Below are 26,694 nucleotides of genomic sequence, written 5' to 3'. Positions count from 1 at the left end.
GAACAAAGGAACCGAAATGGCAGACACCAAGACCGAGACGCCCGACCCCACCGTCGGCCGCATCGTCCACTACACACTCAGCGAGCAGGACATCGCCCGCATCCAGAACGACGAGGACCCCCGCACCGCCTACGGCAACGTGCCGCACGCGGGCGACCTGGTCCCCCTCATCGTCGTCCGGGTCTGGGACGGACGCCTCGTCAACGGCCAGGCGCTGCTCGACGGCAACGGGCGCCTCTGGGTGACGTCGCGCGCTGAGGGCGACGACGCCGGCCAGTGGCGCTACCCGCCCCGCGTCTGACCTGAACGGGAGCGTAGACGATGATCACCACCTGGTACATCGCCGCCGAAAGCGGCGACGAGTACGACCGCCTGCTGAACGCATGGGAGGACGCGCCGTTCGAGCAGCTCGAGCTGCTCGGCATGCTGCTCGAGGTCGCCAAGGAACAGGTCATCGCCTACGCTCCCGCCCTCGCCGAGGGAGAGCCTCTCCCCGCTCGCTACGTGCTCGGGCAGCTCGAGCAGGCCAAGAACCTGTGGGCTGCCGGAACCGTGTCCAGCGACGGCAACATCGGCGACGGCGGATACTCGTTCACCCCCCGACCAATGGACAAGACCGTGCGCGGCATCATCCGCCCGCGGGACGGGAGACCCAGTGTCCTCTAGCCGCGATCGCCTCTCCGGGATCATCACGCCCCTGCTGCCCGAGGCGTGGCGAAAGGTCGAGAAGTTCACGGTCAAGAACCTCGGCACGCTCTCCGGGCCCCGCGTGTTCATCGACTACACCTCGATCAGTCACGAGGGCATGCCTCCGGGGCAGCTCGTCGACGGATTCGAGGTCGCGCTGATCTCGCACCTCAAGGACTACGCGAAGGCCGAGGACGCCCTCGACGACGCCGTGCGCGCGTTCGTCCGCAATCTCGACGTCTCCAACGACATCGCGTGGTCGACCGCGACGAAGCGCGCGTTCGGCGACGCCGATTATCTCGGCTGGACGGTCATCGTCCAGCTACTCACCCCGAGCACTGAGGAGTAACCACCATGGCCGAAATCGCGAACGCCGCGTTCTTCCCCAAGGGGACGATCACGATCGGCACAGACGGCTACAAGGCCGCGATCGAATCCGCCGTACTTACCCCCACAACGGCCACGACCGTCATCCGCGACGTCGGCGGCGGCATCACGGCTGTCGCCGACGATCCGGTGTGGGGCCTCGCCCTGGGCCTGGTGCAGGACCTCAAGACCACCAACTCGCTCTCGCAGTACCTGATCGCCAACGCGGGCACCAAGAAAGCGATCGTGTACACCCCGGCGACGGGCGGCAAGGGCTTCACCATCACGGCGCTGATCCTCGCCGCTGCGATCGGCGGCGCGGGCGGCCAGGTCGCGAAGTCCACGATCACGCTGCCCTGCGACGGCCAACCCGTCATCGCCTGACGCCCGTGCGGATCTCGCTGCTGATCGACTCCCCGCTGAGCGTGCTCATGCACGCGATGCGGGGGCTCGACAGCGCCGTGCGCCGCGAGATCGCCAGTCGCACCAAGGGCGTCGCGGAGCCGGTGTGGCTCGAGGAGCTACGCGGTCGCGCGGCCACACGACGACAGTCGCGCCTCGCAGACTCGGGCCGCGTCGGCGTCACACAACAGAACGTGTTCCTACGGGCCGGCCTGGTCGGCAAGCTCTCGAGCGGCACACCTGTATCGGCGATCGCGAAGGCCACCGAGTTCGGCGTGAACGCCGAGAAGCTCATCGACACCCGCTCCCGCAAGGGCACCCGCTACAAGCGCCGCATCGGCCCGACGTTCGGCCCAACCCGACGCCAGGGCAACGTCGCCTATCCCGCCGCTCGCGAGGTCATCCGTCGCATCGCGTCGCTGTGGATCCAGACCGCCTACCGCACGACGCACGAAGAGATTGAGAAGGTCTGACGTGGCTCGCAATCCGATCGAGATCCCTGTGGGGATTGACTCGGGCCCATTCCGCAAGGGCGTTGAATCCGGGATCATCGCGCCGCTCGAGAACGCCGAGAAGGCGCTCGAGGAGCTGGGGCGCTCCCGCGGTCCCGAGCAGCTCGAGCGCGACCTGAAGGACGCCCAGCGGCAGACCGAGAAGCTCAAGGACGAGACACGCCAGACCGCCCGCGCGATCGAGGAGAACTACAAGGACGCCTACCGCGAAGCGAAGCAGGCGGCCGGCGACGGGCTCGGCGGTGTGAAGGCCGCGACGCAGGAAGTCACGCAAGAGGTCGGTCAGAACCTCGGCGAGGCAGTGTCGTCGATCCGCGGCGACTTCTCGGATCTCGGCCAGGTCGGACAGGACACGCTCGGCGGGCTCGCCGCCACCGTTTCGAGCATGGGACCCGCCGGCCTCGTCGGCGCGTTCGCCCTCGCCGCCGGCGCCGTGGGTCTCGGCGCGCTCACCGCCGGGATGGAAGAGGCGAAAGAGAAGCAGGAGGCCGTCAACGAGGCCGCGGCGCAGTTCGCCCAGGGGTACATCGAGGGCATCAACGGCGCGCTGTCGGCGGCGAGCGTGTTCGGTGAGATCAACGCCATCGCCACCGACCCCGAGCGTTACCAGGCGGCGAAGGACGCGGCCGTGGAATGGGGCGTGGACGTCTCGGTGGCTATGGGCGCTATGGCGGGCGACGCGAACGCACTGGCGATCGCCCAGCAGGGCCTCGCCGATCGCTCGGCCGCGGCCACGAAGCAGCTCGCCGAGCAAGAGACCCAGGTCGACCAGAACGCGGGTGCAGCCTACGACCTCGCGGACAGCGTGAAGTCTGGGACGGAGCGGATGGACGCGCTCACGCAGGCGCTCGAGCTGGCCAAGACGCAAGCCGACGACGCCGCATCCGCCTGGTACAACTACACGACCCGCGTCGGCACGGCGACCGAGAAAACCGATCTGCTCGGCAACACGATCTGGAAGCTCCCGGACGGCAAAGAGGTCGTCGTCGACGCCGAGACGCAGAGAGCGTACGAGGATCTCAACGCTCTAGACAGCAAGCGCCTCGCGGACAAGGAAGTTGCCGTCCGTGCCGTCGTCGACACCTCGAGCTGGGACAACTGGAAGCCCGGCGACAAGGTCGGCGGCGTCAAGACGGCGATCCGCCCCGGGAGCGGTGGGGGCATCCCGTGGTTCTGATCACGAGCGCGTCGGGCTCGAGCACGCCGCATGCTCTCCAGCGCTACGAGTCCGCGCGACCCTCGGGCAACATCGTGCACAAGATCCTCGGCCGCGAGGACCCGGACGTGACCATGCGGCCCGCCCAGCTCCGCCGCGGCACCCTCGAACTCGTCTATCTCGATGCTGCATCGGCGATCGCCGCCGAAGAGCTGCACTCGCGCGGCGAGGTTCTCGCCCTGGCGCACGACGTGGACGGGATCTCGATGAGCTACGTCGTCGGCGACGGCGACATTGGCAGACGTCAGGACGGCTCCGTTCGCTCGGTGTGGATCGTCACCGTCCCATTCCAGCAGGTGCTCGCGTGATCTCGTCACACACTTACGCGGCAACTCTGCTCGGTGCTCCCGACCGCGCTCTGGGCTGCAAGGGCGGCCGCATCACCCTGAACGACAGCGCCGCACCACACGTCACGGCGACCGTCGACGTGCCGATACCCGACGCGGCAGTGCTCGGTCTGCTCGACCCACGCATTCGGCGGCGCGTGCGGATCGATGCGACCGCCGTGTTCGCGTTCGGCACCCAGGCGCGCAGCTTCGACCTGGGTCTCCGAGACCGGCGCGTGCGTCACGCGGATGCGGTGGTCACGCTGGTGCTCGCGTCTGACGAAGCAATTCTTGAGGATTACGCTCCGCTGGCCGATGACTCGACGCCGTACCAGCACCAGAACAGCATCCGCGCCCTTACGAACTATGTGCTCGGGAAGGCGCTCCCCGGTGTGACTCTCGCGACCGGTGCTCCCGATGCGCCGATTCGCGCGCTCATCTCGTCGGCCAATCTGCTGAGTAACCCGCGGGCGCGGTTCGCGCTCACCGGGTGGTCTGCCGGTGGTGGGGCGTCGCTGTCGCGCCTCGCCACGGGCGGCCCGGCAGGAGCGCCGACCTACGTGGCCGCGCAGTCGTCGTCTGCCGGTCAGCTGCTCGTTGCGTATGCGGAGGACAACGTGAAGCTGGACGAGGGGAAGCGTTACCGGCTGAGCGTGGCTCAGAACGTGGACGCGGGCACGACGACCGCGATCGATGCCGTCATGTTCAACGCATCCGGTCAGATCGTCGCGGACCTCCCGGAGGTGCCGCAGGTTGCCCCCGCAGGGTGGTTCCGTCGCTCGATCGAGTTCGTCGCGCCCGCGGGCGTCAAGCAGCTCTGGGCGCGTTCCTTCACGGTTGGCTCGGTGGCGGCAGGGCGGTCGCTCAACACGAGCGCCTGGCGGCTCTCGGAGGTCACGGACGACCCGACCGATACGGGGTTCTTCGACGACACGACCCCGACGACGACGGAGTACTTCTACGCCGCCAACGGAACCACGAGCACCCGCACGGCGCTGATCGATCGCGCGGCCGACTTGCTCACCTGGCGGGCAGGCGTGAACGCTCTCGCGTTCCTCGCGCCGATCCTGCAGGCGCTCGGGCTGCGGCTCGTGTGCGACGAGGCTCGCGTGTTCACCCTTCGCGATGCGACGTACACGGCGCCCGGTTCGCTCACGATCCGTCACGGCGTCAACCTCATCGACGCCGATGATGCGCTCACCCGCGACGACTCCGAGTTCTTCGACGCCGCCGTTGTCCGCTACCGGTGGCGAGACTCGACCGGCACCCAGCGCGAGCGCGTCGATTCGTTCGCGCTCGTCACGCCGCCCACACAGGTCCGCACCATCGAGAAGGACACGCCCTATCCCGGCCCCGGCTTCGCGGAGTACGCCGTGCGGCGCGCGCAAGGCCGCGGGCGCCTGGTCACCGTGCAGGCCGTCGCGGACTGGAACGCGCGCGCGGAACAGCCCACCGAGTACACGCTGCTCGGTGCGCCCGTGCAGCTCGGCAAGACCAGCCGCATCGACTTCGACCTCTCCACGGACGAGATGACCGTGACCAGCCGCACGACCGACACCGTCATCGGCGCGATCGACCTTCTCCCCGGAACCATCGACCAACTCGTCGGCATAATCGACGCCCTCTGAGAACAGGAGCCCTCCACATGGCAATCGGAGACGACGCCGTAGCAGCCGGAATGCAGCTCGTGAACGGCGCCACCACGCCCGCACGCGAGATCGATGACGAGATCAACCGAACCCGCGACTACATCGCCCAGCGCACGAGCGCCGTGCAGCCGATCGCGAAGGGCGGGACCGGCGCCACCACCGCGGCAACCGCCCGCGACGCGCTCGGCATCACGCCCGCCAACATCGGAGCACCCCGCAACGACGGCATCGGCATCCTCAAGATCGGCTACGTCGGTGACGGCCACGTCCGCATCCGCGTCGAGAACGGCGACGGAAGCGCCCTCATGGACGCCACGACCGCCAACGTCTCCGACGTCAATGCCCTGCTCGCGACCGTTAACGCCGCGCTCGCGATCCGTGACGGGTGGATCGGTGAGCGCGTGTTCAAGGGCGGCGACTCGATGAGCGGGCCGCTCAAGCTCCTCTCCGCCGACCCTGTCTCGAGCGGCTACGCCGCGCTGTACCGCAACAGCGACGGCAGGGTCGGTATCAGCCCCTCGGCTGCTCGGTTCAAGAAGAACATCCGCGATCGCGCGTACACGCTGGACGACCTGCTGCGCATCCGCGTCGTGTCCTATCAGCTCCGAGCGGCGCTCTTCGACGCCGACGACCCGAACCGAGCCGACAGCCCGGTTGACGTGGGCGTGATCGCGGAGGAGCTGATCGAGGCGGGCCTGCCCGAGTTCGTCGTGTTCGACACCGAAGGCCAACCACTCAGCGTCCACTACGAGCGCCTCGCGCTCGTCGCGATCGGCGCCCTCCAAGACCTCGCCCACCAGCTCGACGGCATCGCCGAGCGCCTGACCGCACTGGAGAACCGATGAACGCCGCCGACTTCTACCGCACCGAGCCCACCGGCTCGCAGGCCTACGGCGCGCCCCGCGACGACGGCAAGCGCACCCACACGGGCGACGACTTCTCGCACTCCACCAAGCCAGACACCGTGCCCGTGCCCGCGATCCTCGCGGGCCGCGTGACCGCCATTCAGCGCGAGCGGGCGGGCCTGACGAACGGCTACGGCAACCAGGTGACCGTCACCCACCCCGACGGCTCCCGGTTCACCTACGGCCACCTCGCCCGCGTCAGCGTCGCTCTCGGCCAGGACCTCGACACGGGGACCGTTGTCGGCACCGAGGGCGAAACCGGATGGACTTCCGGCCCGTGCGTGCACGTCGAATACCTCGACCCGCAGGGACGCCGCCAAGACCCCTACCCGCACATCCGCGCAGCTATCGCACGCCCCATGACCATCACCAAACCGGAGGACGACGACATGAACATCTGCCTGTATCTCTACACCCCGACCAACCACCTGCTGCTGGTCGACCACATGAACAAGCGCATCCGGGATCTCGGCGACTCCGCCACCGACCCCGTGCGCGACCACTACTCCCAGCAGCCCTACACGCGCGTCGGCGACCTCGGCAACGCCGAGAAGCTGCCCGACTGGGCCGAGATCACGAAGGGCTACACGTACGTATGACCACCACACGCCGCGCACTCCGCGCCGCACGAGAGGAACCCATGTCCAACAACAACGACAGCCCCGGTCTGTCCAAGAACCTCGCCTTCGCGGCCGTCGCGATCATCGTCGTGCTCGGCGTCATCGGCGTGGTGCTGCTGCACCTGTTCCGGCCGGATGCGTCGGCGACGTTCATCCAGACGATCGCCACCTTCGCCGGCATCCTCACGACCACGATCACGCTCCTCTATGGGCTCGGCAAGGTGCAGGAGCGCGTCGAGGTCGTGCAGAAGCAGACGAACGGAACGCTCTCCGAGCTGCGTGCTCAGCTCGCCGAGAAAGACGCCGAGATCGCGAAGCACCAGGCCGACAAGGTTGAGCTCGCGAGACAGGTGCCCACCGGCGACTGATGCGCGTCCAGTGGCCCCCGGTCGTCGCCGGGGGCTACTGTCGTGCCTATGACTGGGGAAACCATACTCGCCGTGACGCTCTGGGCTTTGGGGGCTCTCGTGGGCGTCACCGCGCTCTATCTGACCATCCGCTTCGCCGTACTCCACGCGCTGCGCGATCACGTCATGTCGAGCACGACGGCCGTCAGCATCACGTCCTCGGTTCCGCTGCGCATCGCCGATCCGACGCCCGACGTCGCGGGGGAGTAGCTCTCACGCCGCGAGCTTGCGGCGTCCGCTCGAGCGCGGCACGTCGATGCTCGGTAGCTTTGCCGCGGCCGCCGCGAGCTGCTCCTCGTCGACGAGCGTGTAGATCTGCGTCGACTGGATCGTGGCGTGCCCGAGCAGCTCCTGCACTGAGCGGATATCGGCGCCGTTGCGCAGCAGCTGCGTCGCGTAGGAGTGCCGCAGCGAGTGGCCGGTGAGGCGATCGCCGCGGATGCCGGCGCGATCGCGCGCCTGGCGCAACAGGTCCGACACGGACCGCCAGTGCACGTGCGGCGCCGGGTTCGTGCCTCGCGCGGGGAACCAATAGCCGGCGCGTGGCATCCGGTCCAGCTCGGGCACGAGAAGCTCCGGGATCGGCACGTGCCGCACGACGTCGCCTTTCCCGTCGACGCGGATCGTCATGGTGTCGCGGTCGACGTCGCGGCCGTGCATCTTCGCGATCTCGTGCGCACGCATGCCGGCGCCGTAGCCGAGCAGGATCATGACGCGCGTGCGGCGGTAGGCGCCGGTCGACAGCATCCGCTCGATCTGCTCGAGCGTGAACGGCCGTGGCCGGCGCCGCGGGACCTTGACCTTCGGCAGTCGCAAGGAAGGGTCGTCGGTTCGGTGGCCGCGCTCGAGCATCCATCCGAAGAACGCCCGGAAATCTGACCGCTCGCGCTGCATCGACGAGGCTGCGACGCCGCGCGCGACGTACTCGAGCAGGGCCTGGTCCGTCACCTCGAGCGGCGATATGGTGCCCGTGGCGCGCTCGAGGCGGCGCAGCAGTTGCACCCGGTTATCGATCGTCCGCTCGGATCTCCGAGCGCCCCGCATCTCGATCGTGAACAGCGCGATCGCCGTCGTCCAGTTCATCGTGACCCCCTCACTCTCAAGACGCTATGGATCACGGTGTGCGCGGATCGTCGACCGACCCGCCAGAGAATCACCTGCGAGTCTCGTGCGAGTCGTTCACAGCCAACCCGGTCGGACGTCGGCAGGGTGCACCCGTTCGTCGTGCGATCCGGGACCGCCGAAGCGGACACGCAAGCCCGACTGCGCGACCGAGAGGAGCACGCCATGCGCGCGGCCGTTGCCGCCGAGGCCGACGTACGTGATCCGGTGACCGCCGGCGGCGCGCCATGCCTTCCACTCGGCGACGTTCACGCGACGAGTCCGAGCGTGCTCAGGCGCCGTGAACCGGCGCCCCGATAATCCGCGGGTCGTGGGTTCGAGCCCCACGGGGCCCACCACATCCGCCTTGCTTGCACGAGCGGCGTGAGATGACGTCGGCTTGCTGCGTCTTCGAGAGCGTCAGCTGTGTCCATCATTCAGCTCTTCAGCATCGGCAAGCGCGACAGGCGGCGCTCCTCGCCAGTCGCCGGCCATGCTGCTTCTCCCCACTTCCTTCGCCTCGGCGGTCCGAGCCCAGTTGTCCGCGGGGTGGGCTTTACTTGGTGGCGTGTGCGCTTCCCCGGATGAACAGCTCGTGATGGTTGCGGAGTCGATCGCGTCGGGGGATCTCATTCTGACCCCGTTGCAGGCGGTGGATGCGGACGCGATGTTCGTCGTGTTGCAGGACCGGGAACTGTACTCCTTCACCGGCGGTGAGCCGCCGACGATCGATGCGTTGCGTGCGCGCTACGCCCGGCAAGTCGGTGGTGTCTCGCCGGATGGCTCGCAGCTGTGGTTGAACTGGATTGTCCGGCTGTCTGATGAACCCGTGGGGTATGTCCAAGCGACAGTTGCGCCGAGACGGGGGCGGGCCGTCGCGGAGCTGGCGTGGGTGATCGGGGCCAAGTGGCAGGGCCAAGGGTTGGCGACGCGGAGTGCCCTCATGATGCAGACATGGCTGCGCGATCGTGGTGTCGATCGGTTCACCGCGTCGATCCACCCGCAACACGCGGCTTCCGCATCCGTCGCGGTGCGGTTGGGGCTGCAGCCTTCAGGAGAGTCGACAGATGAGGGCGAGCGCATCTGGCGCCTGCCATAGCCTTCACTGCGTGAGGATCGGGCCGGCCGCGGGGAGTCGCTCGACCTGATCGGTGACTCCGGGTGTTCCGGCGGATCGCGACAATATTGTGCTTCTTTGATGACACAAAGTGTGTTAGACAGGTGGCACAAGAGAGATTGGATGCGTGATGCCACCGACCAGCGCGAACATGTTCGACCCGACTCAGTTGATCGGCGCCGCCCTCTCTCAATCCCCGGTCTCCTTCGTCTTGGCGCTGGTGCTCGCGGGCGGCATCGGCCTCCTCGCAGGGGACCGTCTCCGTGGAGTGGGCCGGCTGCCGGCGGCCGAATCGCGATCGATTCGTGCGAGATACGTGTCCGAGCAACGCGCAGTCGGGGTCGTCGCGGTCATGGTGATGGCGTTGTTCTTCGCGGATTACGTGCTTCGCGGCTACATCCTCACCGGCGCCGATCGCCTTCATTGGTGGCGGTTCGCCACCCCAATCGCGAGCGCCGCCATCGGCATCGGCGTCGTCGTTGCCTTCATCGTTACTCGGGGGACGACGCCGGCGGAGGCTGCCGTCGTCTCCGCTGAGCGTCGCAGTTGGCGGAGTTACAGCTCTCGGTTCGCGCTCATCGGCCTGGGAGTCATCGGCCTCGGCCTCACCGCGACGACCGTCTTGGCCGGTATCGCCTCGTCGCCCAACGGGCGCGGGCAATACACCTGGCTGGTCATCCCCATTCCCAACGAAGGCGCGATCGACCCGATCCGTCTGCCGTTCTACGGGTGGACCTACGGGATCCCGGTGCTCATCAGCTTGGGTGCCCTCCTCGCCGTCGCATGGTTTGCGCTTGATCGCAATGCGGCACGTCCCTACCTGCGTGCGGAAACCGTCGTCGCCGAACGGTCGGCGCGCCGCGAGACCGCGCGCCACGTCACACGCGTGACGGCGGCGGCGATGCTCCTCACTCTCGCGGGAGCCTGGCGATTCGTCGCGAAGGCAGGATCTGGCTCTCAGCTCATCGTCACGGGCCAGAACGGCGGCAACCCCTACGATGCCACCTGGCGATACGCCGAATTCGCGATCGCCGCAGGCTGGGGCGCGTCGCTCCTGGAGATCGTAGGTTTCGCGCTGTTGCTCCTGGTCGCAGGCGCCGGCCTGCGCCGTCGGCGGGTGATCCGTGACCTACACGAAGCAGCCATGCCGCCCGCGACAGTGGAGGCAGCACGATGACTGCTCGCTCGGCAGGGACGGCGACGGACGAGAACAGCTCGGCGATCGAGATCTACCGACAGCTTCGTGGACTCATCGTCTCCGGCCAGTTGGGCGCGAACGAGCGGCTTCCCACCGTTCGTCAAACCGCTGCAGACCTCAAGGTCGCGCAAGGAACCGCCGCGAAGGCATACAAGATGCTCGAACAGGACGGTCTCGTCGTCAGCCGGACCGCGGCCGGGACCCGCGTGGCAGATTCTGCGGCGGTACTGCCACGATCGGTGATCAAGAAGCTCCGCGAGCTCGTTGACGAAGCTGCCGCGACGAACACGGATCCCCACGACGTCATCGACGTACTCCGGGTGAGCTTGCAGACCCGTTCCGAGGTAGCAGAGCGTCAGGGCGAGCCCGCGAAGCTGGACCAGAACGTATGACCCGTCGCTAGGCCGGCATCAGTTCAGGTCCTGGCGCCTACAGCGTGAAGAACACCGCATGTGACGGCAGAGCTAGCTGCGGTGCGGGACGACCCACGTACGGAACTCATCCCAGGCGAGACTGCGACCGCCGGAGTGGTAACGGAAGAAGAACGCGTACTCCCCGGCGTCGTCCGCTCTGCCGTCGTCGCTGATCTGTCGCTGTAGTCCCGCCCACCAGAGCGACTGCACGGTCGCTCGAGGCGGCCACGACACTCCGTCGATCTCTATCACGGCGAGCAGTCGCCCCGTGCTGTCTTCCCACGTCCAGGCGACGCGGCCCGCGACAGACGCGAGATAAGACTCCTCGACGGCACGGACGATCACTTCGCCGAGTGTTGCATCGTCTGGCATCTGCCAGGTCTCGGCGTGGCTCTGGACATCGTCTCCCATCGCGACGGAGTCGCGGTCGACCTTGATCGTCAGCACGGGAACAGGCTAGCGATCCCGTCGCCTCGCTGAGCTGGCAGGAGCGCACCCGAAAAAGTAAGTGCCAGGCCGCAGAAACGCCTCTCGGCGCAAGGCCGCTCGCAGCGGCAGAAGTTGGAGCCCGGGGTTACTGCGGCCCGGCTGTTCCAGTGTAACGGAGCCTCGCAGCGAGGTATTCCGCCCGCGTAGGCTCGGGGGATGGCCTGGCGATACGCACTTCTGCTCGCACCCGCCGCATCCGAGGACGCGCGCACCGACTTCTCCGGCACGTTCACGCCGATCGACCCGTCGGCACCGGCACTCAGCGTGGGGGAGCTCAGCACGCAGCGCGGTGACGGCATCTTCGAGTCGATCGGGGTCGTCGACGGCCACGCGCAGGAAGTCTCCGCGCATCTCGAGCGACTCGCGCACTCGGCGCGGCTCTGCGATCTTCCCGTGCCGAACCTCGTGCAGTGGGAGCAGGCGGTCGCGGCGACCGCATCCGAGTGCCCGGCGGGGGAGTGCGTCATCAAGCTCATCCTGAGCCGCGGGGTCGAGCACGGCCCCACGCCGACGGCCTGGGTGACGGTCGCCGAGGCGCCCGACAACACCCGTGTGCGTCGCGACGGCATCCGTGTCGTCCTGCTCGACCGCGGATACGACAGCGGCGCCCCCGAGCGTGCGCCGTGGCTTCTGCTCGGCGCGAAGACCCTGTCGTACGCGACCAACATGGCCGCGATCCGCGAGGCCCACCGTCGCGATGCGGATGATGCCGTCTTCGTCACGAGCGATGGCGTGCTGCTCGAGGGCCCCACATCCTCCCTCGTGCTTCGTCGAGGCGACCGGTTCGTCACGCCCGCCCCGGGCGCCGGCATCCTGCACGGCACGACGCAGCTCAGCCTGTTCGCCCACCTCGCCGAGCGCGGCTTCCAGACGGACTACGCCACGCTCGGCGTCGACGTGCTGCGAGACGCGGATGCGGCATGGCTCGTCTCCAGCGTGCGCCTCGCCGCCGGCATCACCTCGGTCGACGGCGCGCCGCTGCCGTACGACGCGGCCTTCACCGCCGAGCTCAACACCTACCTGCTGTCGCCGCGCGACTGACCCGAACGCGGAAGGGCGGTCACGCCGAAGCGCGACCGCCCCTCACGGGTGCCGTCGGATCAACCGAAGCGGCCCGATACGTAGTCCTCGGTGGCCTGCACGCTCGGCGTCGTGAAGATCGTGGAGGTGTCGTCGTACTCGATGAGCTTTCCGGGCTTACCGGTGCCGGCGATGTTGAAGAACGCGGTCTTGTCGCTCACACGCGACGCCTGCTGCATGTTGTGCGTCACGATCACGATCGTGTACTCGCTCTTGAGCTCGTCGATCAGCTCCTCGATCGCGTAGGTCGAGATCGGGTCGAGGGCCGAGCAGGGCTCGTCCATCAGCAGCACGTCGGGGGAGACGGCGATCGCACGCGCGATGCACAGACGCTGCTGCTGACCGCCGGAGAGGCCGGAGCCCGGCTTGTCGAGGCGGTCCTTGACCTCGTTCCAGAGGTTGGCGCCCTGCAGCGACTTCTCGACGAGCGCGTCCGCGTCCGACTTGGAAATGCGCTTGTTGTTCAGCTTCACGCCGGCCAACACGTTCTCGCGGATCGACATCGTGGGGAACGGGTTGGGGCGCTGGAAGACCATCCCGATCTGGCGACGCACCAGCACGGGGTCGACGCCCTGCCCGTAGAGGTTCTCGCCGTCCAGCAGCACCTCACCCTCGACGCGCGCGCCGGGGATGACCTCGTGCATGCGGTTGAGCGTGCGAAGGAACGTGGACTTGCCGCATCCGGACGGGCCGATGAAGGCCGTGACGCTGCGCGGCTGGATGTGGAGCCCGACGCCCTCGACGGCGAGGAAGTCGCCGTAGTAGACGTTGAGGTCGTTGACTTCGATGCTCTTTGACACGAAGGGGTTCTTTCTCTCGGGAGATCAGCGGCCGGTCTTCGGCGCGAAGACCTTCGCGACGATCCGGGCGACGAGGTTGAGGAGCATGACGATGAGGATCAGGGTGAGGGCGGCTGCCCAGGCCCGATCCCAGTACGCCTCGGGCGGGATGCCCTGGTTCGCGTACTGCGTGTACACGAAGACCGGCAGCGTCTGCATGCGGCCGTCGAACAGGTTGTAGTTGAGCGAGTCGGTGAAGCCGGCCGTGATCAGCAGCGGCGCGGTCTCACCGATGACGCGGGAGATCGAGAGCATGACACCCGTGGTGATACCCGCGATCGCCGTCGGCAGCACGACCTTCACGATGGTCAGCCACTTCGGCACACCGAGGGCGTACGACGCCTCGCGCAGCTCGTTCGGCACGAGTCGCAGCATCTCCTCGCTCGAGCGCACGACGACCGGGATCATCAGCACGGCGAGGGCGACAGCGCCCATGATGCCCATGCGGATGCCGGGTCCGAAGAACAGTGCGAACAGCGCATAGGCGAACAGGCCGGCGACGATCGAGGGGATGCCGGTCATGACGTCCACGAGGAAGGTGATCGCCTGGGCGAGTCGGCCGCGGCCGTACTCGACGAGGTAGACCGAGGTGAGCAGTCCGATCGGGATGGAGATGATCGCCGCGGCGAGCGTGATCAGCACCGTTCCCCAGACCGCGTGCACGACGCCGCCGCCTTCGCCGACAACGTTGCGCATCGAGGAGGAGAAGAACGTCGCGTCGAAGCGGGCGACGCCATTGGCGATCACGGTCCAGGCCACCGATACGAGCGGCACCATCGCGATGAGGAACGCGCTGGTGACGATGCCGGTGACGAGGCGGTCGACGGCCTTGCGGCTGCCCTCGACGATCGTGGAGATGACCGTGATGAGCGCGAGGTAGACCAGCGCCGCCGAGACGAGCCAGCCCGCGACGTTCACGCCTTCACCGGTCGCGGTGCCGAGGATGGCGAAGACGGCGAACATCGCGGCGAGCGATGCGCCCAGCAGCACCCAGGGGAACCATCCGGCCAGGCGGCCGGCGCGCAGCTGTGCGCCGGATGCGGTACGCGCGGGTGCAGCGGATTCGGTGATCGTCATGTCAGTTCGCCCCCGAGAATTCCTTGCGGCGGCTGACGATCCAGCGCGCGATGGCGTTGACCACGAAGGTCACGATGAACAGGATGAGGCCGGTCGCGATGAGCACGTTGATGTTCGTGCCGTAGGCCTCGGGGAAGGTCAGTGCGATGTTCGCGGCGATCGTCGAGGGGTTCTGAGAGGTGAACAGCTGCCAGGTGACGGCGCCCGTGGTCGAGAGCACCATAGCGACCGCCATGGTCTCACCGAGAGCACGGCCGAGGCCCAGCATGGCGCCGGACACGATCCCGGAGCGTCCGAAGGGCAGCACGGCCATCCGGATCATCTCCCAGCGGGTCGCGCCGAGGGCGAGCGCGGCTTCCTCGTGCAGCTTCGGCGTCTGCAGGAACACTTCGCGGCAGATCGCCGTGATGATCGGGACCACCATGACGGCGAGCACGATACCGGCGGTGAAGATCGTGCGTCCCGTCGCCGAGACGTCACCGGAGAAGAGCGGGAACCATCCGGCGTTCTCGTTCAGCCACGAGTAGACCGGCTGTACGGCGGGGGCGAGCACCAGAATGCCCCAGAGGCCGAAGACGACGGAAGGCACCGCAGCCAGCAGGTCGACGATGTAGCCGAGACCCTGCGCGAGACGGCGCGGTGCGTAGTGAGTGATGAAGAGGGCGACGCCCAGCGACAGCGGAACGGCCATCAGCAGGGCGAGGAAGGCGGCCCAGACCGTGCCGAACAGCAGCGGCGCGACATACGCCCAGAAGTTGGAGGAGAGGAGAGATGCCTGGGAGGCGTCTGCTCCGAGAGCCGGGATCGACTGGATGATGAGGAAGATCGCCACGGCGGCGAGCGTCACCAGGATCATGCTGCCGGCGGCCAGAGCGGAGCCGGAGAACCATATGTCTCCGGGGCGCCGTTTGGCAGCGGGGCGGGTGGGTCCCGCGGCGGTGGCTGTCATCTATCGCTTTCTCGTCGTGTTCGGGTCAGGACGGGCCAGAGCGGCCCCGGGAGAACCCGGGGCCGCTCTGTGCGTGTCAGGAGATGGCGTCGATGGCCTTCTGAGCGCGCTCGCGCAGCGTGTCGGAGATGGGCGCGCTGCCGGCGTTCTTGGCGGCGGCCTGCTGGCCCTCCTCGCTGATCGCCGTCGTGAAGAAGCCCTGGACGAGCTTCGCCGCAGCGGCGTCGGTGTACTTCTCGCAACCGATCAGGTAGCTGATGAGAACGACGGGGTAGGCGCCGGCCTCGGTCGTGGTGCGGTCGATCGTGATGGCGAGGTCGTTGTCGCCGCGGCCGTCCTCGAACGGCGACGCGTCGACGGCCGTGGCCGCACCCTCGGCGGAGTGCGTGACGAAGTCATCGCCCACCTTGACAGCGACCGACGAGATGCCCGCGGCCTGCGACGAGTCGGCGTAGCCGATCGTGCCGTTGCCGCCCTTGACGGCGTTGACGACACCCGAGGTGCCCTGGGCGGCCTCGCCGCCCGAGATCGGCCACTCTTCGACGGAGCCGTAGGTCCAGCCCGCGGCGTCGGTCTTGGAGAGGTAGTCGGTGAAGTTGCCGGTCGTGCCCGACTTGTCGGAGCGGTGCACGGGCGTGATCGCCAGGTCGGGCAGCTTCGCGTCCTTGTTGGTCGCTGCGATGGCCGGGTCGTTCCAGTTGGTGATCGTGCCGGCGAAGATGCCCGCGATCGTGGCGGGGTCGAGGTTGAGCTCCTTGACGCCCTCGACGTTGAAGATGATCGCGATCGGCGACACGTAGGCCGGGATCTCGACGAGGCCCGAGTCGGGTGCGCAGACGCTGAACGGGCCGGCGGTGATCTCGTCCTTCTTGAAGGCGCGGTCGGAGCCGGCGAACTGCACGGCGCCCGACTGGAACGACTCGCGGCCGGTGCCCGAACCCTGCGGGTCGTAGTTGACGGTCAGGTCGGCGTTGGCCGTCTGCAGCAGCTGCGTCCAGGACTGGATGGCGACCTGCTGCGACGTGGCGCCGGAGCCGTTCAGGGTGCCGGAGAGACCGGTGGGCAGCGATGACTCGGAGCCGGCGGAGGTCTCGTTGCCGGCGGGCGCCTCGTTCGCGGCGCAGCCGGCGAGCGCGAGTGCCGCGATGGCGGCGATGGCGCCCACCTGGGCGATGCGGGTGATCTTCACTGTGAAATCCTTCACGTGTCAGGGTTACGGGCCCGGTGCAGGGCTCGCCGAAGACGCTAAGCAGGCGCGTTTACCAGCGTCCGCTGTGCGGGTGAACGGAAGGTGAACGAAGGGAGGCGGATGCGGTGGAGCGAGCGCGTGGCGACACCATCCGTTCACCCACGGTCCCTACTTTCGGCGCATGCTCTCCGATTCTCAGGCTGTTCTGGACAGATCCGCCGAGGCGCCGTCGCCTCGCACGCTGGTGGACGTCCTGCGTGAGAGCGCCAGGCGTCACCCCGAAGCGTCGGCGATCGACGACGGCTCGGGCGCCCTGAGCTATGCAGAGCTGCTGGCCCACGTCAGCCGCACCGCTGCACGCCTGATCGCCGCGGGTGTGCGCCGCGGCGACCGGGTCGGCATACGCATGCCCTCGGGTTCGAAGGATCTCTATGTCGCGATCCTCGGGGTGCTGGTCGCGGGAGCTGCGTACGTGCCCGTGGATGCGGACGATCCGGACGAGCGTGCGCGCCTCGTGTACGGAGAGGCGCGAGTGGCCGGTGTCATCGGTGCCGGCGGTGTGTACGTCGCATCTGAGCGACCGACACCCGCTGTCGAACTCAATGACGGGGACGCCCCGCATCCGTCGACGCGCGCGTTCGACGCGGTTCCCGTCGTGACGGTGGAGGACGACGCCTGGATCATCTTCACCTCCGGCTCGACGGGTGTGCCGAAGGGGGTGGCGGTGAGCCACCGGTCCGCCGCGGCCTTCGTGGATGCCGAGGCGCGCATGTTCCTTCAGGATGCACCCCTCGGTCCGGGCGATCGGGTGCTGGCGGGCCTCTCGGTCGCCTTCGACGCCTCATGCGAGGAGATGTGGCTGGCATGGCGTCACGGCGCGTGCCTCGTTCCCGCTCCTCGCTCGCTCGTGCGCTCGGGGGAGGATCTCGCACCGTGGCTGATCCGTCAGGGGATCACCGCCGTCTCGACGGTGCCGACGCTGGCGGCGATGTGGCCGGCGGAGGCCATCGAGAATGTGCGGCTGCTCATCTTCGGCGGGGAGGCGTGCCCGCCCGAACTCGCCGCGCGCCTGCAGGCCGAGGGGCGCGAGGTGTGGAACACGTACGGCCCGACCGAGGCGACCGTGGTGGCCTGCGGCTCTCTCATGGACGGCTCGGCCCCGGTGCGGATAGGCCTGCCGCTGGACGGCTGGATGCTCGCCGTGGTGGATGCCGGCGGTGCGCGTGTGGGAGAGGGGGAGATCGGCGAGTTGATCATCGGTGGCGTCGGCCTGGCGCGCTATATCGATCCGCTGAAGGACGCGGAGAAGTACGCACCCATGCCGTCCCTGGGATGGGAGCGCGCCTACCGCTCGGGTGACCTCGTCCGCTTCGAGAGCGCGGGGCTCGTGTTCCAGGGCCGGGCAGATGACCAGGTGAAGGTCGGTGGGCGGCGGATCGAACTGGGCGAGGTCGAGTCCGCGCTGCAGGAGCTCCCGGGGGTGCACACCGCGGCCGCGGCGGTGCGGCACAGTGAGGCGGGGGTCGCCGTCCTGGTGGGTTATCTCGTTCTCGAGCCGGGTATTGAGCTCGACCGTGCCGAGGCGAGGGCGCGTCTGGCCGAGAGCCTCCCGGCGGCGATCGTGCCGTTGCTCGCCGTCGTCGATGAGCTGCCCGTCCGGACGTCGGGGAAGGTCGACCGGGGTGCCCTGCCGTGGCCACTGCCGGGCGTGGAGACGCCGCCGTCGGGACTCGACCCTGCAGAGGCGTGGCTGGCGGAGCAGTGGCAGGCGGTGCTGGGCATCGCGGTGCCCGGGCGCAAGGCGGACTTCTTCGACCTCGGCGGCGGCTCGCTGGCCGCTGCGCAGCTCGTGTCCCGCATCCGTGCACGGGTGCCGGAGTTCACCGTCGCCGACATCTACGACCTGCCCCGCCTGTCGGCCATGGCCAAGGCTCTCGGGCCGTTCCTGCCCGATGCGGCAGGCGGCGAGTACCGGCGCCCCGAACCGACGCCGCGTGCGACGCAGTGGCTGCAGACGCTGGTGGGAGCGCCGTTGTTCATCCTGTCGGGCGTGCGGTGGCTGCTCTACATCCTCACCGCAGGGACCGTCCTCACCCTCTTCCCGGGTTTCGGCGCCTTGCCGACGGCGCCGGTATGGCTGCTCGTGATCGGGTGGCTTGTGTTCGCGACGCCGTTGGGGCGCATGGCGCTCGCCGCCGCGTCCGCGCGTGTCCTGCTCGCGGGGCTGCGTCCGGGGGACTACCCGCGCGGGGGTGCGGTGCACCTGCGTGTGTGGCTGGCGGAGCAGATCGCCGACCAGGTGGATGCGGTCGGTCTCGCCGGCGCCCCCTGGATCACCTACTACGCCCGGGCGCTGGGGGCCCGGATCGGCCGAGACGTCGATCTGCACACGCTGCCTCCCGTCACCGGGATGCTCGAGGTGGGTGACGGCGCGTCGATCGAGCCCGAAGTGGACCTGCGCGGCTACTGGATCGACGGCGACCTCCTGCGCGTGGGCGCCATCCGCATCGGCGCCGCGGCGACCATCGGCGCACGCAGCACCCTCGCCCCGGGCACGCGCATCGGGCAGCGCGCGGAGATCGCCCCCGGCTCCGCCGTCTTCGGGCGGGTGCGTGCGGCGCAGACCTGGGCAGGCTCACCGGCGGTCCGCGTGGGCGCGGTCGCCGAGGATTGGCCCGCCGGGCGGCCGCCCACTCCGCACCGCTGGGTGTGGGCTTACGGCGCGTCGGCACTCGCGCTCGCCATGCTCCCGGTGTTCGCCATCCTCTGCGGCGCGGTCGTCCTGGCCTTCGGCGTGCAGGGCGCACCGTCGTTGGCGGCCGCCTTCGGTGCGGCGATGTCGTGGCTCGTGCCGGCCGTGCTCGTGTGCGGTCTCGTGCTCGCCGGCGTCGTCGTGGCCGCGGTGCGCCTGCTCTCGATCGGACTCGTCGAGGGCACGCACCCCGTGCGCAGCCGAGTGGCGTGGCAGGCATGGACCATCGAGCGCCTCCTGGACGCGTCGCGCACCATCCTCTTCCCGCTCTACTCGAGCTTGTTCACGCCCGTCTGGCTCCGCATGCTGGGTGCCCGCGTCGGCCGCGACGTCGAGGCGTCGACGGTGCTCCTGCTGCCGTCGCTGGCCCGGATCGAAGACGGCGCCTTTCTCGCCGACGACACGATGGTCGCCTCCTACGAGCTGCACGCAGGGTGGATGCGGTTAGGCACCGTCCGCATCGGCAAGCGCGCGTTCCTCGGCAATTCCGGAATGGCGGCGCCGGGGCATCGCGTGCCCCGTGACGGTCTGGTGGCGGTGCTGTCGTCGGCGCCGCGCAAGGCGAAGCCGGGGTCGTCCTGGCTCGGCTCGCCCGCGGTGCGCCTGCGTCGTGCCGTCACCGAAACGGATGAGTCGCGCACCTACCGCCCGACGCGGGGTTTGCGCTTCGCGCGGGCGCTCTGGGAGCTGTGCCGCCTCGTCCCCGTGGTCGTGACCTGCGCGATCGGGCTGTCGGTGCTGTTCGCGCTTGCGGGACTCACGGTCTGGGTCGGCTGGCTGGGGGCGCTCCTCCTGTCGGGGATCGTGCTGCTGGCGGCGGGGGCCGCCGCGGCAGCGACCACCGTGGTCGCGAAGTGGACGATCGTCGGCCCCATCCGTGCCGGCGAGCAGCCCCTATGGTCCAGCTTCGTCTGGCGGACGGAGGTCGTCGACACGTTCACCGAGATGGTGGCGGCGATGTGGTTCGCACGTGCCGCCGTAGGAACACCAGCCCTGGCGGTGTGGCTGCGGGCGATGGGGGCGCGCATCGGTACCGGCGTCTGGTGCGATTCCTACTGGCTTCCCGAGCCGGATCTGGTCACGCTCGGCGACGGCGCGACGGTCAACCGGGGATGCGTCGTGCAGACGCATCTGTTCCATGATCGAATCATGAGCATGGACACCGTAGAGCTCGAGCCCGGAGCGACGCTGGGCCCGCACAGCGTGATCCTGCCCGCCGCCGTCATCGGCGCCGACGCGACCGTGGGCCCTGCATCCCTCGTGATGCGCGGCGAGGCGGTTCCGGTCGGCACCCGCTGGAGCGGCAATCCCATCGGCCCCTGGCGTGCGGTCAAGGTGCGCGCGTACCAGTCCACCTCGTGAGCGGCGACGCCTACGCCCCGCGCAGCGGCGACATCACCTACGACGTCGTCTCCTACGACCTCGACCTCGACTACCGGGTTCGCACCAACCGTCTGAGCGGCACCGCCACGATCGTGGCGACCGCGTCGAGCGAGCTGCGCGGCGTGAGCCTGGATCTCATCGGGCTGCGCGTCACCCGGGTGCGCATCGACGACGCGACCCCGGCCGTGCAGCGTCAGAGCGCGCAGCATCTGCAGATCGGATTCGGTCGCGACGTGGCGGCGGGGGAGACGTTCACGATCGAGGTGCGCTACGAAGGCTCGCCCGCGCCGAGACGTTCACCGTGGGGCGCCATCGGCTGGGAGGAGCTGACCGACGGAGCCCTCGTGGCGAACCAGCCGACAGGCGCGTCGACCTGGTTCCCCTGCAACGATCGTCCCGACAATCGCGCCCGGATGCGGATGAGGATCGCCACCGACCGCGAGTACACCGCCGTCGCGGTGGGCGCCCGCATCCGAGATCAGGTGCAGGGACGCCGCCGGATCGCGGAGTACGTCTGCGACGTTCCCACCGCGACGTATCTGGCGGCGGTGCAGATCGGCCGATACGGGCGTGCCGAGATCGACGCCCCCGTGCCGGTGGAGCTCTGGGCTCCGGCAGCGCTGCGGGCTCCGGCCACCGCGGCCTTCGCCGATCTCCCGCGGATGCTGGCGGCGTTCGCTGAGCGGTTCGGGCCGTACCCGCAGAGCCAGTACCGCGTGGTGGTGACCGCGGACGACCTCGAGATCCCGCTTGAGTCACAGGGTATGGCGGTGTTCGGCGCGAATCATCTGGATGCGGCGAGCGAGCGACTCGTGGCGCACGAGCTCGCCCACCAGTGGTTCGGCAACAGCGTGGGTATCGCGCGGTGGCAGGACATCTGGCTCAACGAGGGCTTCGCCTGCTACGCCGAGTGGCTGTGGTCGGAAGCATCGGGCGGACCGGATGCCGACTCCTGCGCGCGTGCCCATCTGCGGCAACTCGCGGCCGAGCCGCAGGACCTGGTGATCGCTGATCCGGGGGCGGCTCTGCTGTTCGATGACCGGGTCTACAAACGCGGCGCGCTCGCGCTGCAGGCCCTGAGGCTGCACCTGGGCGATACGGCGTTCTTCGAGCTGCTGCGCTCGTGGACCGTCGCCCACCGGCACGGCCTGGTGGTCACCGACGACTTCCGCGCCCTGCTCGACGACGGCTCGGCGGCAGTGCTCAGCTCGTGGATCGACCGGGCTCCGCTGCCCCGGCTCGCGCGACGCTGATCACGAACCCGGCGGGAGCGTCGACCTCGCGTCCGTGCACCACGCGACCGGCGACGACCGCCACCCAATCCTCGTCCTCGATGACCACGGGCAGTTGGATACCGTCGCGGAGATCCGCCCCGACCGCCTTGGTCGCCGCCTCGAACCTCGTCCAGTCCCGCAGCATCGAGCCGGGAGCGAGCCGGTCGAGCCGCGCCGGCGCGGACGCGGCGCCCTGCTCGACATCGACGCCGATGTCGCCGTGCTCGGCCAGCGCCGTAACCACGAGATCGCCCGCATAGGCGAGGGAGACGGATCCGCCTCCCTCGAGGCGAGGACGCCCGTGGTCGCCGCCGCACCTGGGGCACGGCCCGTGACGCAGCGTGCGCCCGGTCGCGTCGCGGACGAGTCTCGCGGCAGCCGTTCGACGATCGGCGCCGTCCCGCGTCGTCCAGAGCACGCGGACCGCGCCCGGCATGTCAGACCTTCGGAAGGTGCGTCTCGATCGCGGCGATGCCCGAACCCGGGTTCGTCCGCGACAGGTGTACCACCGAGAAGCCGCCGACCTCCAGCGCGGACGCGCTGCCGAGATACGAGCCGCGCAGCGTGCCGGTCGCGAGGGCCAGCTCGTGCAGGATGTCGGGCAGAACGGGCCCGTGGCTGCACACCACGGCCGGCTTACGCGAGCGCACCCGCTTGCCGACGACGGTGCGGGCGTCGGAACGTCCCTCTTCCCAGGCGTCCTGGCTGATGAGCTCGCTCGTCTTGACTGACCGTCCGAGGGCTGCGGCCAGGGGCGCCACCGTCTCGGTGCAGCGGACCGCATCCGACGACACGATCCGACGGATGCCGAACGAGCTGAGCGGCCCGACGATCGCCTCGGCCTGCTTGCGCCCGCGCGCGGTGAGGGGGCGGGACGTGTCGGAGCCCGACCACTCGTCACGCGGCGTGGCTTTCGCGTGGCGCAGCACGACGATCGGGAACGTCTCCAGCACGCCGTCGTCGACGAATCGGAGGAAGTTCTCCACGATCTCCACGTCGACGGGGTAGCTGAGGTAGGTGAGGGCCTTTCTCGGGCTCACCCACTCGATGGCGGCGATCTCCTTGTTCGGCACGAACGCCGACGCGCGGATGGCGGCGTCGGTGGCCTCGGCTGACCAGTAGTGCACGATCTTCTCGCGCCGGCTCGGCAGCGTGTAGCGGGAGACCCCGACCGGGAGCCCGAGGGAGACGGCGATCCCGGTCTCTTCGAAGATCTCACGAACGGCCGTCTCCACCAGCGCCTCGCCCGGGTCGACCTTTCCCTTCGGAAGGGTGACATCGCGGTACCGGGTGCGGTGGATGAGGAGGATCTTCAGCTTGTCCTCGACCCGGCGCCAGACGATTCCGCCCGCGGCATAGACGGCGGTGTGCGTCATCGCACCGCCCTCGAACGACGGCGGCGCTGCACCTGGAACATCGTCTTGTCCTGCATGTCGACCAGGGCCTTGCCCTCGGCGTCGGTCGAATGCCGCGTCCACGTGCCGTCCGCCTCGAGCCACCAGGAGCTCGTGCTGTCGCTCATCGCGAGCGAGAACAGATCGCTCAGCTCGGCGACCTGCGCGGGCGCCGTGATGCGCACGAGCGCCTCGACGCGGCGGTCGAGGTTGCGGTGCATCATGTCTGCGGAGCCGATGAACGTCTCGGGATCGCCGTCGTTGTCGAACGCGAAGATCCGCGAGTGCTCGAGGTAGCGGCCGAGGATCGAGCGCACCGTGATGTTCTCGCTCAGCCCTTCGACGCCGGGCCGGATGCTGCAGATGCCGCGGACCCAGACCTCGACCGGTACCCCGGCCCGGCTCGCCCGATAGAGCGCATCGATGATCTGCTCGTCGACCATCGAGTTGACCTTGATGCGGATGCCGGAGCTCTTGCCGTCGAGGGCGTGCTTGCGTTCGCGTTCGATGAGACGGACGAGCCCCTTGCGCAGGTGCAGCGGGGCGACGAGCAGACGCTTGAACTTCTTCTCGATCGCGTACCCGCTCAGTTCGTTGAACAGGCGGGTGAGGTCGCGGCCGACCTCGTCGCTCGCAGTGAACAGGCCGAAGTCCTCGTAGATGCGGCTGGTCTTCGGGTTGTAGTTGCCGGTGCCGACGTGGCAATAGCTGCGCAGCACGCCGTTCTCCTCGCGGATCACGAGGGCGAGCTTGCAGTGCGTCTTCAGCCCGACGAGGCCGTAGACGACGTGCACGCCGGCCTTCTCGAGCTTGCGGGCCCAGACGATGTTGTTCGCCTCGTCGAAGCGCGCCTTGACCTCGACGAGAGCCAGCACCTGCTTGCCCGCCTCGGCGGCGTCGATCAGCGCCTGCACGATGGGGCTGTCACCCGAGGTGCGATACAGGGTCTGCTTGATCGCCAGTACGTGCGGGTCTTTCGCCGCCTGCTCGAGGAAGGCCTGCACGCTGGTGGCGAAGGACTCGTAGGGGTGGTGCACCAGCACGTCGCCCTTGCGGATGGCGGCGAAGATGTCGGCGCGCTCGTTGTTGTCGCCCGGCTGGAACGCCAGCGCTGTCGTGGGAACGTGCGGGGGGTAGTGCAGGTCGGGACGGTCGATGCGCGAGAGGTCGAAGAGCCCCCGCAGATCCAGCGGCCCGGGGAGGCGGTAGACCTCCTGCTCGGTGATGTCGAGTTCCTTGATCAGCAGGTCGAGGGTGAGCTCGTCCATGTCGTCGGTGATCTCGAGGCGGATCGGCGGCCCGAAACGGCGGCGCATGAGCTCGGCCTCGAGCGCCTGGATGAGGTTCTCGGTCTCGTCCTCTTCGATCACCATGTCTTCGTTGCGCGTGAGGCGGAACGCGTGGTGGTCGAGGATCTCCATGCCCGGGAACAGGTCGGAGAGGTGGTTGGCGATCAGGTCTTCGAGCGCAAGGTAGCGCACGCGCTCGCCGTCGCGCGAGACCTCGACGAAGCGCGGGAGCATCGGCGGCACCTTCAGGCGCGCGAACTCCTGTCGGCCGGTCTTGGCGTTGCGGATGCGGATGGCCAGATTCAGCGACAGGCCGGAGATGTAGGGGAAGGGATGAGCGGGGTCGACCGCGAGCGGCATGAGCACCGGGAACACCTGCGACTGGAAATAGTCGGACAGACGCGCGCGGTCGTCTTCGTCGAGGTCGCCCCAGCCGATCACCTCGATGCCGGAACCCGCCAGTGCGGGCCGGACGAGCTGCTGCCAGGCCTCGGCGTGACGCAGCTGGAGGGCGTGAGCTTCGCCGGAGATGTCGGTGAGGACGTCTTGCGCCGCGCGGCCGATGTTCGACGGCACCGCGAGGCCCGTGATGATGCGGCGCTTGAGTCCCGCGACGCGCACCATGAAGAACTCGTCGAGGTTGCTGCCGAAGATGGCAAGGAAGTTCGCGCGCTCGAGCGTCGGCACGGTCGGGTCCTCCGCGAGCTCCAGCACGCGCTGGTTGAACGCCAGCCAGCTCAGCTCGCGATCGAGGTACCGCGCGTCGGGCAGTTCCGTGTCACCGCCGTCGGTGACGTCGAAGTCGTCATCGTCGGCATCGCCCAGGCCCGCATCGAGCATCACGTCGGAGATCATTCCCACATCCTTGCAGCCAGAGGTGACACGAGTGTGAACTCCGCGAGGGTCAGGATCCGGCGCGCTCCCCGGCAGCCGGGATCTGGTCCTCTTCGTACACGTTGAAGCGGTAGCCGACGTTGCGCACTGTCCCGATCAGCTGCTCGAGGTCGCCGAGCTTGGCGCGCAGGCGTCGCACGTGCACGTCGACCGTGCGGGTGCCGCCGAAGTAGTCGTAGCCCCAGACCTCGCTGAGCAGCTGCTCCCGCGTGAACACCCGAGACGGATGCGTCGCGAAGAAGTGCAGCAGCTGGAACTCCTTGTAGGTCAGATCCAGCGGCTTGCCGTGAACCTTGGCGGAGTACGAGGATTCGTCGATCGTGATGCCGGAGGTCTGGATGCGGGTAGAGACCTGCTCCTTCGACATACGCCCGACGGCGAGCCGGATGCGGGCATCGACCTCCGCAGGGCCCGCCCCGACCAGGATCACGTCGTCGACGCCCCAATCGGTGGACACCGCCGTGAGCCCGCCCTCGGTGACGATGAGCACGAGAGGCGCGTCGAGTCCCGTGGTCGTCAGGATCTTGCACAGCGACTTGGCGCCCACCAGATCGTGACGCGCATCGACGAAGACGACGTCCGCGTTGGGGGCGTTCACCAGCTGCGCAGGCTCGGCGGGGATCTGGCGGACACGATGGCTCAACAGCTCCAGCGCCGGGAGCGCGGGCGCGCCACCGGCGGAACTCAGAACGAGAAGCTGTGCCAAAGTCACCCTCCGGGCGGGGTCCGCGTCGTGCTCATCTTATGCGCAGCCGCGAGGCACGCAGATCTCACCGGGACGCACGACGTGCAGCGCGCGCTCCCATGCGTGAGAATGATCGTATGACGACACCGGAACTGGCGCCACGTCGGCCCCTCGGCGGCATCGTGGCCGTCTGGGCGTTCGCGGCCGTCGCAGGCATCGCCGTCGCGCTGTTCGTCCCGTCGCCGTGGCACGCGACGTGGATGACGCTGGCGCTCGCCGCATCCGTCATCCTCGCCTTCGTCATCCAGCTGGCGTACGGGCGGGTGCAGCGCTTCATCCAGCGCGTAGCGCTGAGCAGTCTCGGTGCCCTGCTCGTGCTCGGAGTGATCAGCGTGGCCGTCGCGCTCTCCGCGCTCATCGCCGGTTCGCGCTGAGCCCATCGCCCTCGCTGACGGGCTACCATGGGCGCATGGACCTGGTC

30 protein-coding genes are annotated in these 26,694 nt (G+C 68.8%); 19 read left to right on the top strand and 11 right to left on the bottom strand.

Going from position 1 to position 26,694, the window contains the following annotated elements; genetic code table 11:
* Nucleotides 1-16 precede the first annotated feature (16 nt).
* Genes SK224_RS00235 through SK224_RS00180 form a run of 12 tightly spaced genes read left to right on the top strand, consistent with a single transcriptional unit; the run spans nt 17 to nt 7,300 of the window.
* On the top strand, nt 17-301 hold the full coding sequence (locus SK224_RS00235; protein ID WP_320432856.1) for a hypothetical protein: 285 nt from the start codon (nt 17-19) through the stop codon (nt 299-301).
* Nucleotides 302-321: 20 nt separating this feature from the next.
* On the top strand, nt 322-666 hold the full coding sequence (locus SK224_RS00230) for a hypothetical protein (protein WP_320432855.1): 345 nt from the start codon (nt 322-324) through the stop codon (nt 664-666).
* The gene (locus SK224_RS00225) at nt 656-1,036 is read left to right on the top strand and encodes a hypothetical protein (protein WP_320432854.1); all 381 of its coding nucleotides are present in this window, start codon (nt 656-658) and stop codon (nt 1,034-1,036) included. Before SK224_RS00230 ends, SK224_RS00225 begins: the two co-directional genes overlap by 11 nt.
* A gap of 5 nt (nt 1,037-1,041) precedes the next feature.
* Entirely contained in the window at nt 1,042-1,437 is a 396-nt protein-coding gene (locus SK224_RS00220) for a hypothetical protein (protein ID WP_320432853.1), read from the top strand.
* Between the two features lie 5 nt (nt 1,438-1,442).
* Nucleotides 1,443-1,928 (top strand): hypothetical protein, encoded by a 486-nt coding sequence (locus tag SK224_RS00215; RefSeq protein ID WP_320432852.1) that lies wholly within the window; start codon nt 1,443-1,445, stop codon nt 1,926-1,928.
* 1 nt (nt 1,929) lies between these two features.
* On the top strand, nt 1,930-3,144 hold the full coding sequence (locus SK224_RS00210) for a hypothetical protein (RefSeq protein WP_320432851.1): 1,215 nt from the start codon (nt 1,930-1,932) through the stop codon (nt 3,142-3,144).
* Nucleotides 3,135-3,491 carry a hypothetical protein gene (locus tag SK224_RS00205; RefSeq protein WP_320432850.1) on the top strand — a complete coding sequence of 119 codons (357 nt, stop codon included), beginning with the start codon at nt 3,135-3,137 and terminating at the stop codon, nt 3,489-3,491. The genes SK224_RS00210 and SK224_RS00205 overlap by 10 nt, the downstream gene beginning before the upstream one ends.
* Entirely contained in the window at nt 3,488-5,137 is a 1,650-nt protein-coding gene (locus SK224_RS00200; protein WP_320432849.1) for a hypothetical protein, read from the top strand. Before SK224_RS00205 ends, SK224_RS00200 begins: the two co-directional genes overlap by 4 nt.
* 17 nt (nt 5,138-5,154) lie before the next feature.
* Nucleotides 5,155-6,003: a tail fiber domain-containing protein gene (locus SK224_RS00195; RefSeq protein ID WP_320432848.1), complete on the top strand. Its 849-nt coding sequence runs from the start codon at nt 5,155-5,157 to the stop codon at nt 6,001-6,003.
* Complete coding sequence (locus tag SK224_RS00190) at nt 6,000-6,662, top strand: M23 family metallopeptidase (RefSeq protein WP_320432847.1); 663 nt, start codon at nt 6,000-6,002, stop codon at nt 6,660-6,662. The genes SK224_RS00195 and SK224_RS00190 overlap by 4 nt, the downstream gene beginning before the upstream one ends.
* Before the next feature lie 41 nt (nt 6,663-6,703).
* Nucleotides 6,704-7,051, top strand: a complete 348-nt coding sequence (locus SK224_RS00185; RefSeq protein ID WP_320432846.1) for a hypothetical protein — start codon at nt 6,704-6,706, stop codon at nt 7,049-7,051.
* A 48-nt stretch (nt 7,052-7,099) separates the two neighbouring features.
* On the top strand, nt 7,100-7,300 hold the full coding sequence (locus SK224_RS00180; protein ID WP_320432845.1) for a hypothetical protein: 201 nt from the start codon (nt 7,100-7,102) through the stop codon (nt 7,298-7,300).
* Between the two features lie 3 nt (nt 7,301-7,303).
* Here SK224_RS00180 and SK224_RS00175 read toward each other — a convergent pair whose 3' ends face one another.
* Both SK224_RS00175 and SK224_RS00170 read right to left on the bottom strand, forming a co-directional pair.
* The gene (locus SK224_RS00175) at nt 7,304-8,173 is read right to left on the bottom strand and encodes a tyrosine-type recombinase/integrase (RefSeq protein ID WP_320432844.1); all 870 of its coding nucleotides are present in this window, start codon (nt 8,171-8,173) and stop codon (nt 7,304-7,306) included.
* A 96-nt stretch (nt 8,174-8,269) separates the two neighbouring features.
* A complete protein-coding gene (locus SK224_RS00170; RefSeq protein WP_320432843.1) occupies nt 8,270-8,464 on the bottom strand; it encodes a hypothetical protein in 195 nt (64 codons plus the stop codon).
* A 220-nt stretch (nt 8,465-8,684) separates the two neighbouring features.
* On the opposite strand from SK224_RS00170, the gene SK224_RS00165 reads away from it, so the two are divergent.
* The 3 genes from SK224_RS00165 to SK224_RS00155 all read left to right on the top strand — a co-directional run bounded on the left by SK224_RS00165 (nt 8,685) and on the right by SK224_RS00155 (nt 10,898).
* On the top strand, nt 8,685-9,290 hold the full coding sequence (locus SK224_RS00165) for a GNAT family N-acetyltransferase (protein ID WP_320432842.1): 606 nt from the start codon (nt 8,685-8,687) through the stop codon (nt 9,288-9,290).
* A 145-nt stretch (nt 9,291-9,435) separates the two neighbouring features.
* Nucleotides 9,436-10,485: a hypothetical protein gene (locus SK224_RS00160; RefSeq protein ID WP_320432841.1), complete on the top strand. Its 1,050-nt coding sequence runs from the start codon at nt 9,436-9,438 to the stop codon at nt 10,483-10,485.
* Nucleotides 10,482-10,898, top strand: a complete 417-nt coding sequence (locus tag SK224_RS00155; protein WP_320432840.1) for a GntR family transcriptional regulator — start codon at nt 10,482-10,484, stop codon at nt 10,896-10,898. The genes SK224_RS00160 and SK224_RS00155 overlap by 4 nt, the downstream gene beginning before the upstream one ends.
* 72 nt (nt 10,899-10,970) lie before the next feature.
* On the opposite strand, the gene SK224_RS00150 is transcribed toward SK224_RS00155, so the two are convergent.
* Nucleotides 10,971-11,366 (bottom strand): hypothetical protein, encoded by a 396-nt coding sequence (locus SK224_RS00150; protein WP_320432839.1) that lies wholly within the window; start codon nt 11,364-11,366, stop codon nt 10,971-10,973.
* 198 nt (nt 11,367-11,564) lie between these two features.
* Here SK224_RS00150 and SK224_RS00145 point away from each other — a divergent pair, with 198 nt between their 5' ends.
* Entirely contained in the window at nt 11,565-12,449 is an 885-nt protein-coding gene (locus SK224_RS00145; protein WP_320432838.1) for an aminodeoxychorismate lyase, read from the top strand.
* Nucleotides 12,450-12,508: 59 nt separating this feature from the next.
* Here the strand turns inward: SK224_RS00145 and pstB are convergent, their stop codons facing one another.
* The 4 genes from pstB to pstS form a co-directional block, all read right to left on the bottom strand.
* Complete coding sequence (pstB, locus tag SK224_RS00140) at nt 12,509-13,288, bottom strand: phosphate ABC transporter ATP-binding protein PstB (protein WP_137417695.1); 780 nt, start codon at nt 13,286-13,288, stop codon at nt 12,509-12,511.
* Between the two features lie 24 nt (nt 13,289-13,312).
* Nucleotides 13,313-14,404, bottom strand: a complete 1,092-nt coding sequence (pstA, locus tag SK224_RS00135) for a phosphate ABC transporter permease PstA (RefSeq protein WP_320432837.1) — start codon at nt 14,402-14,404, stop codon at nt 13,313-13,315.
* Nucleotide 14,405: 1 nt separating this feature from the next.
* A complete protein-coding gene (gene pstC, locus SK224_RS00130; RefSeq protein ID WP_137417693.1) occupies nt 14,406-15,353 on the bottom strand; it encodes a phosphate ABC transporter permease subunit PstC in 948 nt (315 codons plus the stop codon).
* Between the two features lie 76 nt (nt 15,354-15,429).
* Nucleotides 15,430-16,542 carry a phosphate ABC transporter substrate-binding protein PstS gene (pstS, locus tag SK224_RS00125; RefSeq protein ID WP_309736712.1) on the bottom strand — a complete coding sequence of 371 codons (1,113 nt, stop codon included), beginning with the start codon at nt 16,540-16,542 and terminating at the stop codon, nt 15,430-15,432.
* 181 nt (nt 16,543-16,723) lie between these two features.
* Between pstS and SK224_RS00120 the strand changes: the two genes are divergently transcribed.
* Nucleotides 16,724-20,656: a Pls/PosA family non-ribosomal peptide synthetase gene (locus SK224_RS00120; protein WP_320432836.1), complete on the top strand. Its 3,933-nt coding sequence runs from the start codon at nt 16,724-16,726 to the stop codon at nt 20,654-20,656.
* Nucleotides 20,653-21,930 (top strand): M1 family metallopeptidase, encoded by a 1,278-nt coding sequence (locus tag SK224_RS00115; protein ID WP_320432835.1) that lies wholly within the window; start codon nt 20,653-20,655, stop codon nt 21,928-21,930. The genes SK224_RS00120 and SK224_RS00115 overlap by 4 nt, the downstream gene beginning before the upstream one ends.
* Here the strand turns inward: SK224_RS00115 and SK224_RS00110 are convergent.
* The 4 genes from SK224_RS00110 to SK224_RS00095 are packed head-to-tail and all read right to left on the bottom strand — an operon-like array spanning nt 21,881 to nt 26,234.
* The gene (locus SK224_RS00110; RefSeq protein WP_320432834.1) at nt 21,881-22,387 is read right to left on the bottom strand and encodes a hypothetical protein; all 507 of its coding nucleotides are present in this window, start codon (nt 22,385-22,387) and stop codon (nt 21,881-21,883) included. The two genes, SK224_RS00115 and SK224_RS00110, sit on opposite strands and share 50 nt — an antisense overlap.
* A gap of 1 nt (nt 22,388) precedes the next feature.
* On the bottom strand, nt 22,389-23,327 hold the full coding sequence (locus SK224_RS00105; protein ID WP_320432833.1) for an NUDIX hydrolase: 939 nt from the start codon (nt 23,325-23,327) through the stop codon (nt 22,389-22,391).
* Nucleotides 23,324-25,489 (bottom strand): RNA degradosome polyphosphate kinase, encoded by a 2,166-nt coding sequence (locus SK224_RS00100; RefSeq protein WP_320432832.1) that lies wholly within the window; start codon nt 25,487-25,489, stop codon nt 23,324-23,326. Before SK224_RS00100 ends, SK224_RS00105 begins: the two co-directional genes overlap by 4 nt.
* A gap of 49 nt (nt 25,490-25,538) precedes the next feature.
* Nucleotides 25,539-26,234: a response regulator transcription factor gene (locus tag SK224_RS00095; protein ID WP_320432831.1), complete on the bottom strand. Its 696-nt coding sequence runs from the start codon at nt 26,232-26,234 to the stop codon at nt 25,539-25,541.
* 116 nt (nt 26,235-26,350) lie between these two features.
* On the opposite strand from SK224_RS00095, the gene SK224_RS00090 reads away from it, so the two are divergent.
* Nucleotides 26,351-26,647 (top strand): hypothetical protein, encoded by a 297-nt coding sequence (locus tag SK224_RS00090; RefSeq protein ID WP_320432830.1) that lies wholly within the window; start codon nt 26,351-26,353, stop codon nt 26,645-26,647.
* The last annotated feature ends 47 nt before the right edge of the window (nt 26,648-26,694 follow it).

The organism is Microbacterium sp. BG28, from assembly GCF_034044005.1.
GTDB lineage: Bacteria > Actinomycetota > Actinomycetes > Actinomycetales > Microbacteriaceae > Microbacterium.
Note: the sequence above shows the minus strand (reverse complement) of the source record. Positions and strands in the feature narration are given on the sequence as shown.